General features: G+C 35.4%; 12 protein-coding genes. 11 read left to right on the forward strand and 1 reads right to left on the reverse strand.

Annotated features, from left to right (window positions below):
• The first annotated feature begins 9 nt into the window (after positions 1-9).
• The 3 genes from AC4BB5_RS04225 (at position 10) to AC4BB5_RS04235 (ending at position 4543) form a co-directional block, all read left to right on the forward strand.
• On the forward strand, positions 10-729 hold the full coding sequence (locus AC4BB5_RS04225) for a YebC/PmpR family DNA-binding transcriptional regulator (protein WP_086311980.1): 720 nt from the start codon (positions 10-12) through the stop codon (positions 727-729).
• Positions 730-1205: 476 nt separating this feature from the next.
• Positions 1206-3410 (forward strand): hypothetical protein, encoded by a 2205-nt coding sequence (locus AC4BB5_RS04230; RefSeq protein ID WP_490458147.1) that lies wholly within the window; start codon positions 1206-1208, stop codon positions 3408-3410.
• A gap of 98 nt (positions 3411-3508) precedes the next feature.
• Complete coding sequence (locus AC4BB5_RS04235) at positions 3509-4543, forward strand: WxLIP family cell surface protein (protein ID WP_490458148.1); 1035 nt, start codon at positions 3509-3511, stop codon at positions 4541-4543.
• A 298-nt stretch (positions 4544-4841) separates the two neighbouring features.
• Here the strand turns inward: AC4BB5_RS04235 and AC4BB5_RS04240 are convergent, their stop codons facing one another.
• On the reverse strand, positions 4842-5423 hold the full coding sequence (locus tag AC4BB5_RS04240) for a YdcF family protein (RefSeq protein WP_490458149.1): 582 nt from the start codon (positions 5421-5423) through the stop codon (positions 4842-4844).
• A 161-nt stretch (positions 5424-5584) separates the two neighbouring features.
• Here AC4BB5_RS04240 and AC4BB5_RS04245 point away from each other — a divergent pair, with 161 nt between their 5' ends.
• The 8 genes from AC4BB5_RS04245 (at position 5585) to AC4BB5_RS04280 (ending at position 15284) form a co-directional block, all read left to right on the forward strand.
• The gene (locus tag AC4BB5_RS04245; protein WP_490458150.1) at positions 5585-6436 is read left to right on the forward strand and encodes an aminoglycoside 6-adenylyltransferase; all 852 of its coding nucleotides are present in this window, start codon (positions 5585-5587) and stop codon (positions 6434-6436) included.
• 421 nt (positions 6437-6857) lie between these two features.
• Positions 6858-8327, forward strand: coding sequence for a L,D-transpeptidase (locus AC4BB5_RS04250; protein ID WP_490458151.1), 1470 nt, complete (start codon positions 6858-6860; stop codon positions 8325-8327).
• Between the two features lie 71 nt (positions 8328-8398).
• The gene (locus tag AC4BB5_RS04255; RefSeq protein WP_490458152.1) at positions 8399-8992 is read left to right on the forward strand and encodes a class I SAM-dependent methyltransferase; all 594 of its coding nucleotides are present in this window, start codon (positions 8399-8401) and stop codon (positions 8990-8992) included.
• Between the two features lie 64 nt (positions 8993-9056).
• Entirely contained in the window at positions 9057-9236 is a 180-nt protein-coding gene (thmT, locus tag AC4BB5_RS04260) for a 2-hydroxymuconate tautomerase (RefSeq protein ID WP_490458153.1), read from the forward strand.
• A 374-nt stretch (positions 9237-9610) separates the two neighbouring features.
• On the forward strand, positions 9611-11551 hold the full coding sequence (thrS, locus tag AC4BB5_RS04265; RefSeq protein WP_490458154.1) for a threonine--tRNA ligase: 1941 nt from the start codon (positions 9611-9613) through the stop codon (positions 11549-11551).
• 183 nt (positions 11552-11734) lie between these two features.
• A complete protein-coding gene (locus AC4BB5_RS04270) occupies positions 11735-13843 on the forward strand; it encodes a penicillin-binding transpeptidase domain-containing protein (RefSeq protein ID WP_490458155.1) in 2109 nt (702 codons plus the stop codon).
• 127 nt (positions 13844-13970) lie between these two features.
• On the forward strand, positions 13971-14120 hold the full coding sequence (gene rpmG, locus AC4BB5_RS04275; protein WP_002296119.1) for a 50S ribosomal protein L33: 150 nt from the start codon (positions 13971-13973) through the stop codon (positions 14118-14120).
• Positions 14121-14363: 243 nt separating this feature from the next.
• Positions 14364-15284, forward strand: coding sequence for a hypothetical protein (locus tag AC4BB5_RS04280; RefSeq protein WP_490458156.1), 921 nt, complete (start codon positions 14364-14366; stop codon positions 15282-15284).
• Positions 15285-15336: the final 52 nt, after the last annotated feature.

The following is a 15336-nucleotide window of genomic DNA, read 5'->3' on the forward strand; positions in this document are numbered from 1 at the left end:
AGTGAGAATATGGGTCGTAAGTGGGCAAATATTAAAGAGAAAAAAGCTGCCAAAGACGCAAATAACAGTCGAGTTTATGCAAAATTCGGTATTGAAATTTACGTAGCAGCGAAATCGGGTGATCCTGACCCTCAAGCAAATCAGAAATTACGGTTTGTTATCGAGCGCGCAAAAACATATAATGTACCGAAACATATCATCGATCGAGCAATCGAAAAAGCTAAAGGTTCTGGTGATGAACAATATTCTGAACTACGTTATGAAGGATTTGGACCAAATGGCTCAATGGTCATCGTTGATGCTTTGACTAATAACGTGAACCGTACAGCTTCAGATGTACGTGCAGCATTTGGTAAGAATGGTGGAAATATGGGTGTCAGCGGTGCTGTAGCTTATATGTTCGATCATACAGGAGTGATTGGATTTGCTGGTGATGATGCAGATGATATTCTTGAATATTTGATGGAAAAAGACATTGATGTTCGTGATGTTACAGAAGAAGAAGGCCAAATCATTGTTTATACAGAACCAGAAGAACTACACGCAGTACAAGAAGCACTAAAGGAAAAAGGTATTGAAGAATTTTCAGTAGCTGAATTAGAAATGATCGCACAAAATGATGTAGAGCTAACTGGTGAAGACTTAGAAAAATTTGAACGAATGATCGATGTTTTAGAAGATCTTGATGATGTTCAAAAGGTTTACCATAACGTTGATCTTGGTGAGTAAAGAATATAGAAGAATCCTTATTAAGTAAGGGTTCTTTTTTTTTGAACAAAAAAACCCTTCATACACACACTATATGAAGGGAAACACAATATGAAAAAACTAAGAACAATAGTATAATAGCATTTTTATTTTAAATTCTCAAATATTTAGCATTTTATGTAAATTTTTGAGAATTTTATAGTGCGAAGGAATACGGATGGCAACTTGTAATCGATTGGCTAGTAAAAGCTGTCGACAAAATATGAAAATAAAGAAATTTCTCTTCTTTCTAGAATAGTCTTTTTAAGAGGATCATTCTAAAAATAGCAATCGTAAATATTTTACTTTATTGTAACCGCAGTATAAAATCAATATAGCGAAACAAATTTTTTTGTTTTTTTTTATATAAAATACTTTTGAAATTATATTTTTTTATTATTTGATGCTATTGAAAAGAAAATATGCTAAACAACCGCTAATAAAAAGGGGGCTTCAGAGTGAAACGTAAATGGCTATTTCTATTTTTATTGGGATTGATATTGAGCGTTCTACAGATGGAGGTAAAACAAGCTTTTGCAGAAGATGAAACGGTCAGTGAACAAACTGAAGTTGAAAATGAACAACCAGAAGTGATGAGGGATGTTCAAGAACGACTGGTGACAGTTGGGTCAGGTTCACTAAGTGGTACCTACACAACTGGTGGAACAGGACAATCAATTATTACAATGACATATACTTATACACCTACGTTAGATTTATCCCTAGGAGGACAACCATTAATCATGCTTCAATTGCCCGCTGAAATAGCGAATCAAATTAATGGTAGTACGACGAAGCAACAGAGCTTCTTATCTCTGCTTACAGGCACAGTAACCGTTCCTGCTCCGATAATTGGAAGTACTTCTTATAATATTCATGATACGACACGTGGGTTTACGTTGGCCTATAGCAGTGCTTATAATTCAGTATATGTCACCTTTCCTACCAACGTTGTGGGTCTATTAGGTCTTAGCCGTTGGGCAGTTAAGTTTAGTTTTGATGTGGCACTCTTGTATCAAAATGGTATCACGATTCCACCAGCAAGTAATGGCGTAGACTATCCCATTAAAGGAGTGTTTGGTTCATCGACGGATGGTTTGAATATTATAAATTTAGTTTTAGGAAATGTTTCACAGTCTGGTGTGATCGCCTTGCCTTCTATGTCAATAGGGACAGGAGTTCCGAATGTTACAGCGCCTATTTTAAATAGCCCGCTTTTGAATTTACAGACATCTGTTGGTGGCAAGATTCAACAAGTACAAAATAGTGCTTATACTTACACTGTTCAACTGACAATTACCCGTTCCGATGGGACATCTGCACCGATAGTTATCAATAGTATACCAGTTGATGCTGCGGGAAACTTTAGCACAGCTTTAGCATCTGCTTTACAGTATGGAGATAGCGTTACAGCGCTGATTATCGCCCAATCCAAAACAACAAGTAATTACATTCAAAGTCCAATATCGATAGCGCAATCAGTTAGTTGGCCGATTCAGCCAGTGACAGCTAGTCAAGCAACACCAGGAGGTACTCAACTTTCAGGTTCTGCAGTACAAACGAATGCAGGTACGTATAGAGTAGCACTACAAATCAATGGTGGAACTGTATACACAACCCCATTAAATGCAAATGGAAGTTTTCAGTTTTCGGATTTGCCGATGTTTAATGGAGGTGAAACAGTCAGTTTATCGGTTCAAGGATTAAGTGACCGCACTGGTAATGTATTGGTAACGAGCACGGGCTACAATCAAACGGTTCCTTATTTAACACCGGCTATTTCAGTCATACAGACGATTGAACGATTAAATGCACAAGGAAACTGGGAAATAGCCCCTTCTGCAGTTACAGGTCAAACTGTTCGATACACATTGACGACAACTTTGACCAATCAGCCAGCGACATGGGGACAACAGATGCTAAAAGCATACATTCCAAATGGATTAACCCAGTTAAGTTCAGTAACTTTGACTAGAATCTCTAATACAGGTGTTCAAACACCTGTATTAGGGACACAACTTTTGACTGATTCTAATTTAAATATGCACTATTGGTATTATCAAAATTCTCTTGCAATAAATAATTTTACACAACCAAATACAAGTTTCAAACTACAGTATACAGGAGTTATTGCGCAAAATATGACGGGACAATCGTTGCCGTTTTCTAGCATTATTGGTGGTGTGGATGGAGGTAACACAGCTATTACTCCACAAAATAGTTCAAATTCAATCCCTGTAGGAGATGGCACATTACGTTTTGTGCAGTCACCTCAACAAATTTCGTTCAAAAGTATACCCGTGCCAAGTAAGACAACAACCTATAGTCCGAGTATAGTGGACACTTCTTTAATCGTTGCGGACGGTCGAGTAGCAAAAAGTCAGTGGCACTTGCTTGTTAGAGAAAACCAGCCTATGAAATCTACAACTACAAACAAAACGATTAACCAAGCGTTTATCTATCGAAAAAATGGTCAAGATACTGCGATAACTCCGATTGCTTCAGAGGCATATGCCTATACATCTCCTGACAATAATAATGTCGTTATTTCATGGAATCAACAGAATGGTGTGTTTTTAAATCTTACACCTAGTGTAAATATCAATGTAAATGAGTCTTACACTGCGCAATTACAATGGATATTATCGGATGCTCCTTTGTAATTATGTATCTAATTTTCATTTTGGAACTATAGTGATTCAAACGGTTGATGCCACGTATCACGCACAGTTAGATATGGAACTAAAAAGGAGTTTTAAAAATGAAGGATCAGATAATCAGGCTTTTATATGCTATTGTTTTTTTAGTGTTGTCGTTGACTATTGGATCGGTCAGTCATGCTAGTGAAATCGATTTTAGCGTGAAAGCGAACTTACCAGAGAATCAGCGTAGTAAGGAGATTAGTTATTTTGATTTAAGAGTAGTACCGGGGAAAACTCAGATACTTAGTGTAGAGCTGACAAATAATACAGATAAAGATATTACGGTTTATGCTTCAGCAAATTCTGCTATCACAAATGATAATGGTGTTGTTGATTATTCTTATAATGATACAAAAAAAGATTCATCTGCAGTTTTTACATTTAGTGAAATCGCTTCAATGCCTAAAGAGGTTATTTTACCCCGAAAATCGAATACAACAGTCGAATGCATAGTTGATATTCCCACAGATACGTTTGACGGATATGTTTTAGGCGGGCTTTATTTTGATCAGAAAGCAGAAAAAGCAGAAAAAAGCCAAGGTGCTTTAGCAGTTGGTAATCGTTTTTCTTATGTTGTGGGGGTTTTACTGAGTGGGACCGATAAAGAAGTCAAGCCAGAACTAGCATTGAACGAAGTCAAAGCGACTCAATTAAATGGGAATAACGCAGTCGTTATGAATATTCAAGATAAAAAAGCTGCAATGATCAAAAAATTACAATTAGATGCAAAACTGTACTATGAAGACGAATCAAAACCTCGTTATGAAAACCATCAAGAATCTTTAACAATGGCACCTAATACGAATTTTAATTATAAAATAGAATTAAAGGAACAACCTTTTGTTGCGGGAAATTATACTGTTAAGATCAATGCCAATGATGGGTATAGGGACTGGTCATGGGTAAGAAAGTTCAAAATAGAAGAAAAAGAAGCTGAAAAATATAATGCAACTGCTCTCAATTTACCTCCTGATTCAAACAAACAGTTTTCGTGGAATGTTGCTATTGGAATAGGAGCAGCGATTTTAGCAGTTATTTTGGGTATTATCTATTACTTTAATCAAAAAATGAAAAAAGATCAAAAAAGGCAATAGGAAAATATGAGGAACTAAAAAAAGCCTTAATAAAACAGAGGAATAATGTTTTAAAAAGAAGGATAGTTTAAACTAGCAGGTAATAATTTTTTAATACTATTTTCTGAAAATGAGTACTAAATAAAAAGAAAGAATATCACATGATATTCATAGTTATCCAGTATTATATAGATATAACAACAACTCCAACAAATAACCCGTCCGTCACCAAAGGACGGGTTATTTGTTAGTATAGAGGGGAGATACTTGAAAATTTGTCAATAGCTATTAGTAGTATGTTCTGTTTTTAAGGACAGAGTCAATGATCAAAAATCAATCCGTAGCCTAGCGCACATATTTCCCTAATGTAGGTTTTAAAGGTAGCAGAAGACTTAGAAATAGATGGGAGTCCACTGATTTCCGTTATTCCTAAGCGCTTTGCTAAAAGTTTTGAGCGGTATATATGAAAATCACTTGTAATGATAACTGTATTTCCTAGCGTTTGTTTCTTCTGAGCATTTTGAATGTTTTCTTTTGTGCGGGTGGATGTATCCTCAATCAAGATTTGTTTTTGAGAGATTCCCTTTGCTCTTAAATATTCAGCCATCACATTCGCTTCACTATCAGGTTCATCAGACCCTTGACCACCACAAACAATAGCGGTTGCACTCGGATGTTCTTTTAAATAAGGAATTGCTACATCTAATCTTTCTTTTAAAACAGTACTTGGATAAGCATTGTCTTTTGAAGAGCCTTTTACTTGTGCACCTAAAATAAGCACAGTATCAGGATTTTGTGTGGGCTGATCTTTTGTTCCGCTTAAAATCAAAAAAAGAATAAGCCCTGCATATATGATTCCTAAACCTATAATACCCAACATGATCCGTTTTACCGATTTCATAACATCACAACCTTTCATCTCTAGTGTAGTAGATAACTCAATTTAATAGATAATATAGGGTCTTTTTTAATCTTTTTTTAACGTTTTTAAAAGAAAGTATAACATAGTAGGTTGACCTTGTTTTATACTATACTTAAACAGATAAAATAGGAGGCGTGATTATGAGGACAGAAAAAGAGATGCTCCAATTGATTTTAGATGTAGCCAAGAAAGATGCTAGAATACTTGCTGTCGGGATGAATGGTTCTCGGACCAATAAAAATGTTCCGAAAGACTCATTTCAAGACTATGATATCGTTTATATCGTGGATTCAATCAAAGTATTTATCGAAGATCGTACATGGGTCGATCAGTTTGGTTCCCGTTTGATTATGCAGACACCAGAAGATATGGTTTTGTTTCCGCCATCAAGGAATGGAAAATTTACTTATTTGATGTTATTTGAAGATGGCAATCGGATTGATTTGACTCTTTGCCCAAAAGAACAGGCAGACAATTGGAATGATGGGGACTATTTAGCTAATATTCTATTAGATAAAAACCAGCTTTTACCTAGCTTAAAAGAAGCGAACGATCAAGAATATTGGCTCAAGCCTCCCACTCAGATTGAATTTTCAGATTGCTGCAATGAATTTTGGTGGATCAGTACTTATGTTGTCAAAGGGTTGTGCCGTAACGAGTTGTTTTATGCAGCAGATCATCTAAATGAATATTGTCGCAAAGAACTTTTACGTTTACTGTCTTGGCAAGTAGGAACAGATTACGGGTATCATTTCAGTATTGGGAAAAATTATAAGTATTTACCTAAATATTTGTCTAATGAACAATACACAAGTATTTTAAACACAATGGATGTCTCTAGTATTTCTTCTGCGTGGTCAGCCTTACTTTCCTTGCAAACACAATTTGATTGTATTGCGAAGGTATTTTCACAAAAAAGCAGCTTGAGCTATGATCAAAAAACGGCTGAGAAAGTCATGAAATATACAAGGGATTTTAATTGCCATTATTAAACGGACCGCTATTTTTTAGATGAAATAAGAGAAGTTAAACGTACATTTTAAAGTTTATTGTAAATAAAGTAGAATTTTGTTAAAGATATTGTCAAATAGTCTTTTTTCCTCTCCGTCATGTGTGGTAGAATGGTAGGTACACTGTATCAAAATTTTGAGAGTTGCGGAACCCTGTTTAATAGATAAAAGTTAAAAACTAGCATTTATACATAAAATATGAATTTTTTCTCATATGTAAGCAAAATAATTGAAGATTGAGAGAAATTTAACTAAACTAGCGTTAAAATAAGTTTCTAAAGAGACTTGTAGAAAAAGTTCAAAACAGTGAGAGGAAAATTACTTCCTTTAGTTTTATTTCTAAAACAGGAGAAAGCATTTGATCAAAGTAAGCATATAAATAATCAAAAAGGAAGATAGCTCAATGGAAAATGAAGAATCAGTTAGTCGTTCGGCAAAAAATGCAAGGGCATCCCAAAATAGAAATCAGCCGAATAAAAAAAAGAAATGGTTAGTCCCAGTAGTTGGTTTGTTGATTTGTTTAGCACTAGTATTTACTGGTGGGCTTGTCTATTTCCAATCTCACTTTTTTATTACAGCTAAGGCTAATGGTGTTGATATCAGTCTACTGAACGCAAAAGATGCGAAAAAGAAACTGGAAGAACTGAATAAAGCTGAGTCAGTCATTATTAAAGTGAATGATAAAGAAGAAAAAATAGAACTACCTGAAAAATATGAGATAACAGAAGAATATTTGAAACAAAATATTGCTGACAGATCGATTAAATTGCCGATCAATGAAGATTATAAAACAGAATTGAAGAATAAATTAAGCGCGTTGACTTTTGAAGAAGGAACGCCAAGCCAAGATGCGCGTATCGAAAAAGTTGATGGCAACTATCAAATTATACCTGAACAAATAGGAACAAACATTGACAAGGAAGCTTTGATGAATCAAGTCTTGAAAGATGTAGATGACAATAAAGGCAGCTATGTATACGATGTAAAAGAATTTTATCAAAAGCCTGCAGTGACAAAAGATGACAAAGGTCTTCAAGAAAAACTAACAGTCTTATCTAAGAAAGAAAATAAAGCAATCACACTTGATATCAATGGTGAAAAACTAACGCTTACCAAAGAAGAACTGCAATCATTTATGGATGAAAGTGGCAATGTCGACCCAAATAAAGTTTATGCTTGGGTTGAACAAACAAACCAAAAATATGGTTCAATCTATAAACCAATTATTTTTAAAAATGTCCACGGGGTGACAACAAAGTATAAAAATAATGGCAGCTATGGTTGGGATATCAATATGCCGCAAACAAGAGATTTACTAGTCCAAGCAATCAATAGTGATAAAGACACCGAAACAATTACCGTACCAATTGATGGAGATGTCAACCAGTCGACAACAGTCGATAAAGATTATGTAGAAATTGATTTAAACGATCAAAAGATGTATTTCTTTAAAGATGGTGTAAAAGTAGTTGAAACAGATGTGATTACAGGTCGCTACAATAAGGGAACAGCCACTGTTCCAGGTTTCCACACAATTTTGTATAAAGATACAGATACAAAATTGGAAGGAGAGATGTTAGACGGATCGAGTTACAGTGTACCAGTTAAATATTGGATGCCATTGAAGAGTTTTGGTGGTGTGGTAACACAAATTGGGATTCATGATGCAGATTATAAAGCGGAGTATTTTGGAAACAAAGAAGCGTATAAAACCAATTTTGGTAGTAACGGTTGTATCAATACACCAGGAGCTGCAGTTGCTCAAATCTTTAATGGAGCGTATGCCGGAATGCCTGTGATCATCTATGGACATATCTATGATGATGCCCCAGGAGAATTCGACAAGCCTGTTGACTATGGTGAGCCTGCTTAAAAGGGAGTTAAAAGAAGTCCGAAAGGGCTTCTTTTTTTCATAGAAGAATGTCTAAAGAGGAGAAATAAATAATGACTATTTTTGATAAAATCGCTCAACGCTATGATTCGCCTAAACAATTAGAATTGGCAGACATCATTACAGACGAGATCAAGAAAGAACTAGGGAATCCTACAGGAAAAGTAGCATTAGACTATGGTTGCGGGACGGGATTGATTGGGTTGAAGATTGCAGATCAATTTAATGAAATATTGTTTGTTGATCCATCAGGAGAAATGATTCGCATTGTTGAACAAAAAATCAAACAACTGAAAGAAACGAATGCAAAAACAGTAGTCGGGTGTTTTTCTAAAGAAGATACTTTAAACATACAAGCAGATTTAATCGTTGCTTCTTTAGTCCTGTTACATGTTCCAAATACGCTGAATCTACTGAAATCGTTGTATCTAGCTTTGAATCCAATGGGACGTATTTTAATCGTTGATTTTGATAAAAATGAAAACATTCAACATGAAAAAATTCATAATGGTTTTTCGCAGATCAATCTAAGCAATCAGCTTAAGGAAATTGGATTTAAATCAGTTTCTAGTAGAACATTTTATCACGGTGAGAAAATATTTATGAATCAAGCAGCTTCTATGTTTATTTTGAGTGCAGAAAAGTAAATGGTTCGTTTCTAAACATGGTATGATTGTATTTAAAAGAATAAAAATAAAAGGAGGAAAAGATATGCCATTTATTCATGTTGAATTAATTGAAGGTCGTAGTGAAGAACAACTGACGAATATGGTTAAAGAAATTACGGAAGTAGTATCCAACAATACAGGAGCACCTAAAGAAAGTATCCATGTCATTGTAAATGAGATGAAAAGGGATCGTTACGCTCAAGGGGGAAATTGGAAAAAGTAAGGATTTTCAATAAATACTTGCTTTTTAATTCAAGAAGTGTTTAAATTAACACATAAATGATTGATGAGAAAGACAACTGAACTTGCAAGCAGTCTTTTAGAGAGGAAAATCTTGGCTGAAAATTTTCCAGACATGCACAAGGAATGACCACTTTTTCCAACCTTTGTCGAAACAAAGGCGGTCGTACCGTTAACACGCTTGAGGAACATGGCTGTTTGCTGTGTTTAAAAATAGGTGGAACCACGAACTTTTCGTCCTAGTGTCTGATGATTTTTATCAGATACTAGGACTTATTTTTTTGCTCAAACGTGCTTATTTTGTTGGAAAGTCGCAGATTCTCATGATCAATAATAAAAAAATTGGAGGAACCAAAAATGTCAATTAACATTACATTCCCAGATGGGGCAGTCAAAGAATTTGAGGCTGGTTCATCAACATTAGACATTGCTAAAAGTATTAGCAACAGTTTAGCTAAGAAAGCCTTAGCAGGGAAATTAAACGGTACATTAATAGATTTAGAGCGACCGATTGAAGAAGATGGTGCTATCGAAATCGTGACACCAGATCATGAGGATGCACTAGGTATTTTACGTCATTCTTCCGCTCACTTAATGGCTAATGCGTTACGTCGTTTATTCCCAAAAATTAAATTTGGTGTAGGACCAGCTATTGATTCAGGGTTTTACTATGATACTGATAATGGTGAAAACCCGATAACAGCAGAAGATTTACCAGCAATTGAAGCAGAAATGATGAAAATTGTGAAAGAAAATAACCCAATCGTCCGTAAAGTAGTTTCTAAGAACGAAGCTCTAGAATTATTTGCAGATGATCCTTACAAAGTTGAATTGATTTCAGAGCTTCCAGAAGATGAAGTCATCACTGTTTATGATCAAGGAGATTTCGTTGATTTATGTCGTGGTGTGCATGTTCCATCAACTGGCCGTATCCAAGTATTCCAATTATTATCAGTAGCTGGTGCATATTGGAGAGGAAATTCAAACAATCAAATGATGCAACGTATTTATGGAACGGCTTTTTTTGATAAGAAAGATTTAAAAGAGTTCATCAAAATGCGTGAAGAAGCCAAAGAACGTGATCATCGTAAATTAGGAAAAGAGCTTGATTTATTTATGCTTAATCCAGATGTTGGTTCTGGTTTACCTTTCTGGTTGCCAAAAGGTGCGACGATTCGCCGTACAATTGAGCGTTATATTACAGATAAAGAGATTAGCTTAGGGTATCAACACGTATACACACCAATCATGGCTAATGTAGAGTTTTATAAGAGATCTGGTCACTGGGATCATTATCATGAGGACATGTTCCCGCCAATGGATATGGGAGATGGCGAAATGTTAGTCCTTCGCCCAATGAATTGTCCACATCACATGATGGTTTATAAAAATGATATTCACAGTTATCGTGAATTACCAATTAGAATCGCTGAACTTGGTATGATGCATCGTTATGAAAAATCAGGAGCATTGTCTGGTTTGCAACGTGTACGGGAAATGACCTTGAATGATGGACATACATTTGTTCGTCCAGATCAAATCAAAGAAGAATTCTTACGCACATTGAAATTGATGGTAGAAGTCTACGCAGATTTTGATGTAACAGATTATCGTTTCCGTTTAAGTTTACGGGATCCTAATAATAAAGAAAAATACTTTGACGATGATGCTATGTGGGAAAGATCTGAGACAATGATCAAAGAAGCAGCAGACGAAGCGGGGATCGATTATTTTGAGGCAGAAGGTGAAGCAGCCTTTTATGGACCTAAACTAGATGTTCAAGTGAAAACTGCATTAGGTATGGAGGAAACACTCTCTACAATTCAAATCGATGCATTGTTACCAGAACGTTTTGATTTAACTTATGTGGGGGAAGATGGCGAAAATACACATCGTCCATTGGTTATCCACAGAGGGATCGTTTCGACAATGGAACGTTTCGTAGCTTACTTGACAGAAGTATACAAGGGCGCTTTTCCAACTTGGTTGGCACCGATTCAAGCAACAATCATTCCAGTATCGGTTGAAGCCCATTCAGATTACGCTTATGAAGTGAAAAAGCGTCTGCAAGAACAAGGTTTGCGTATCGAAGTAGATGATCGCAATGAAAAAATGGGTTATAAGATTCGTGCGTCTCAAACACAAAAAATCCCGTATCAAATCGTTGTCGGTGATAAAGAGATGGATGATGCAACAGTGAATATCCGTCGCTATGGCAGTAAAGAAACAGAAGTGATTGATTTAAATATCTTTGTTGATAGTATGGTCGCTGATGTAGCGAATTATAGTAGAAGATAATAGTAAAGAAATTGTGAAAAAGTGTTTAGTTCCCAAAAATAATGAGGAGCTAAACACTTTTTTTCGTTGTTTATTCAATAAAAATTAAATATTTTCTTAGTAAGAGGATTCCCTCTATTTTTTTTTGTGTTTTTTCGTTACAATAGAGAAGCGAGACTTTTCTCATATGGAGGATTAACAATAATGAAAAAAATGAGTTTTTTAGATAAATTAAAAAAAGAGAATGAAGAACCGATGACACAAAAGAGTAAAAAATCACATATTCCGTTCCGTTTGAATTTATTATTTTTTGTGATTTTTGGTTTGTTTGTGGCGCTGATTGTTCGCCTAGGTTATCTACAAATCGCTGAAGGACAACAATATGCGCAAAAAGCAGAAGAGAACTCGATATTAAAAATAAAAAGTAGTGCACCTCGGGGACAGATTTATGATGCCAAAGGCAACTTACTTGTTGGAAATAAGGCTAACTTGGCTATTACTTACACACGTGGGAAAAAGGTTCAGACTAAAGACCTTGTGCCAATTGCAAATAAAGTAAATGATCTGATTCATGTTCCAGCTGATGAATTGACGGAGCGAGATAAAAAGGATTTTTGGCTAGCGAATCCAGAGAATTTAAAAGCTGCCCAAAAGCGATTGACGGATGCAGATAAAGTCGATGAAAAAGGGAATAAGATTACGAATGAAGGAACTTTGTACGTTAAGACAGTAGAAAAAGTAACACCAGAAGAAATCAATTTTGATGAACATACGTTACAGGCAGCGACCATTTTCAAACGAATGAACTCTGTGGGTGAATTAAATACGGCTTTCATTAAAAATGAGGGCGTGACTCAAGATGAAATTGCAATTATCGGAGAACATACTTCAGAAATCGCTGGTGTTTCAACCGGAATGGACTGGGATCGAGAATATCCAACTGATACAGACCTTAAAAACCTATTAGGAAAAGTATCTTCTCAAAAGGCTGGTTTACCAGCTGAAGAAGCAGATGAGTACATTGCTAAAGGATATGAATTAAATGATCGTGTAGGCACTAGCTACTTAGAAAAACAATATGAAGATGTTCTTCAAGGTCAAAAAGCAATCTCAGAAGTGACGTTAGATAGCAATGGCAAAATCGTCACACAAACACCTGTATCAGAAGGCAAAAAAGGTGAGAACTTAAAACTAACGATCGATATGGCTTTTCAAGCGAAAATCGAAGAAATTGTTCGAGCACAGTATCAGCAGCTTCTAGGCACAGGAAATGCCGCTTATTCAGATGGTGCTTATGTCGTAGTGATGAATCCTAAAACAGGTGCTGTATTGGCAATGGTCGCGTTAGATCGCGATTTAGCAACAAACGAGCTGACATCTAATCCACTAGCTACGATCAATAAAGCATTTGAACCTGGTTCTGTAGTAAAAGGCGCCACGATTTCAGCGGGTTATGAACAAGGTGTGATTTCTGGAAATGATGTGCTGATTGATGAACCGATCCAAATTTTTGGAAGTAAGCAGAAAGCGTCAGTCTTTAACAATGTCATTGTAGGCAATCAAATTCCTCTTAGTGCGGAACAAGCCTTGGAGTACTCATCAAATGCTTACATGATGAAATTAGTATTAAAAATGATGAATACAGATTATCAATATAATATGCAGTTGCCTTATAAGACGGGGGATCCAACTTTATTCAATGTTTTACGTAAAACATTTGGTGAATATGGCATGGGCGTTTCTACAGGAATCGATTTACCTCTTGAGGAAACAGGGCTTTCTAATTCACCTGAGGATTCAATGCCTGGACACTTACTCGATTTATCTTTTGGTCAGTACGATACGTACACGGCGATGCAGCTTGCACAATACGCTTCGACTGTAGCGAATGGTGGTACTCGATATGCTCCACATGTAGTTGAAGGTATTTACGATAACAAGTCAGATGGCTCTCTTGGTGAGATAAAAGAAGAGATGAAGCCTAAAGAATTGAACAAAGTGGATATCACTCCAGAGCAAATGCAAATCATCCAAAAAGGTTTTTATGATGTAGTACATGGAAATGGTGTCTTTACAACAGGACGCGATATGCAAGGAGCCGCACTTGATATTGCTGCTAAAACTGGTACGGCGGAAACCAATGTAGGAGAGCATATTACAGTGAATAGTAATGTAGTAGCTTATGCACCATACAATGATCCTGAAGTTGCGGTGAGTGTGGTTTTACCTCACCTAACAAGTGAAATTACGAGACCTAACCAATCAATGGTCAAGGCAATTATCAATGCGTATGCTGAATATAAAGCGCAATAAGAATTGTAAAGTAGTTTTCCTTTACAAATTTTGTCAAAAGGGTAGAAATTCCTGAATAAACATGATATGATATTTGAGGCTAAGAAATATCTTAGAAATACGAAATTGGATATAGGAGGGAAAACACATGCGCGTAAACATTACTTTAGAATGTACTTCTTGTAAAGAACGTAATTATCTAACAAGCAAAAATAAACGTAACAATCCTGATCGTTTGGAAAAGCAAAAATATTGCCCACGTGAAAGAAAAGTTACTTTACACCGTGAAACAAAATAAGGTTTTGACTCAAAGCTTTGAATCCTTGTCAGACATGGATTTAAAGCTTTTTTTTGTTGTTACAGTCGGATAAATATAAAAAATAAACTTTGCTTTATAGTGAAAATTCTTTATACTTTATAAAAGGTGATTTTAGTTATTTAATAACTAAAAGTTAAGAAAATTTTAAAAATGTCCACTTGATGTCTGAAAGATTTCATTTGTGTCACTATTTTGTTACAAGGTTGTTGGAGGAGTTTTTATATGAAAAAGATGATGGTGTTGTTTAGTCTGGTATTTTTATTTTTACCTAGTATTTGTTACGGAGAGGACACTGAGGAGCTTTCTTCTGAATCAAGTTTCGATGCTTCAAGTGAATTGACGAGTCGGTATGCTCGTAAACAGATTTTAAATGGGAAAACGACGAATAGTGAAAAGAAAAAAGATGAAGTGTATTTGGAGTTTCCTTTTGATAATAGTCCATATATGAGTTTCGCACCGTTTGTATTAAATGGTCCAACGAATTGTTATAGCGGATTTATTGAAACGATTTTTTATCGGGATAAAATCAAGATTAAAGATATGTACTATGAAAAAAAGCCGGTCAAAACCGATAAAATTGGACTTTATTCAACGGATTTATGTTTTACTTCTGAAGAGGGAGTTATTTATCATTACAAAAATGTACCGTATCTGGTTAGTAGTGATAAACCGACGACCTTTTTTTCAGAGATAAATTTTAATAAGGACAATAAAACAATATCTGGTGAAATAAAAATGCCGATATCAAAAAATACTTATCAAATTGAGCTTTTCTATACTGATAATAATGAATATCATTATCAAGAGGCGTCAGTTGATAAAAATGGCGCATTTAGTATCTCTTTAAATCGAGAAGGTATTGAAGGTGAGATGTACCTCAGAGCTAGTGATGGTTTAGGAAATTATGCGGATGCGTGCGATATTATGAAAGAAGGCTCTACAAAGTATCCTGTTCCACCCGAAGCACTGAAGGCAATAAAAGAAAGTTATAACGTAAAGAAAAAAGGAAAAAATGATTTCTTAGAACTGATTGGGCTTGTTTTTATTCGAGTAATTGGTGTAATCATAATAATTCTAACACTGCTGCGCATAAGAGTACTTGTGAGGCGACGAAAAAAAAATTGGCGAAAAAGAAATAAGTAACAGAGTATTTTCGTGTGTCATGCAAAACATGGTATTCAATTTTAGTTTAAGG

The organism is Enterococcus sp. AMC1252 (assembly GCF_058216515.1).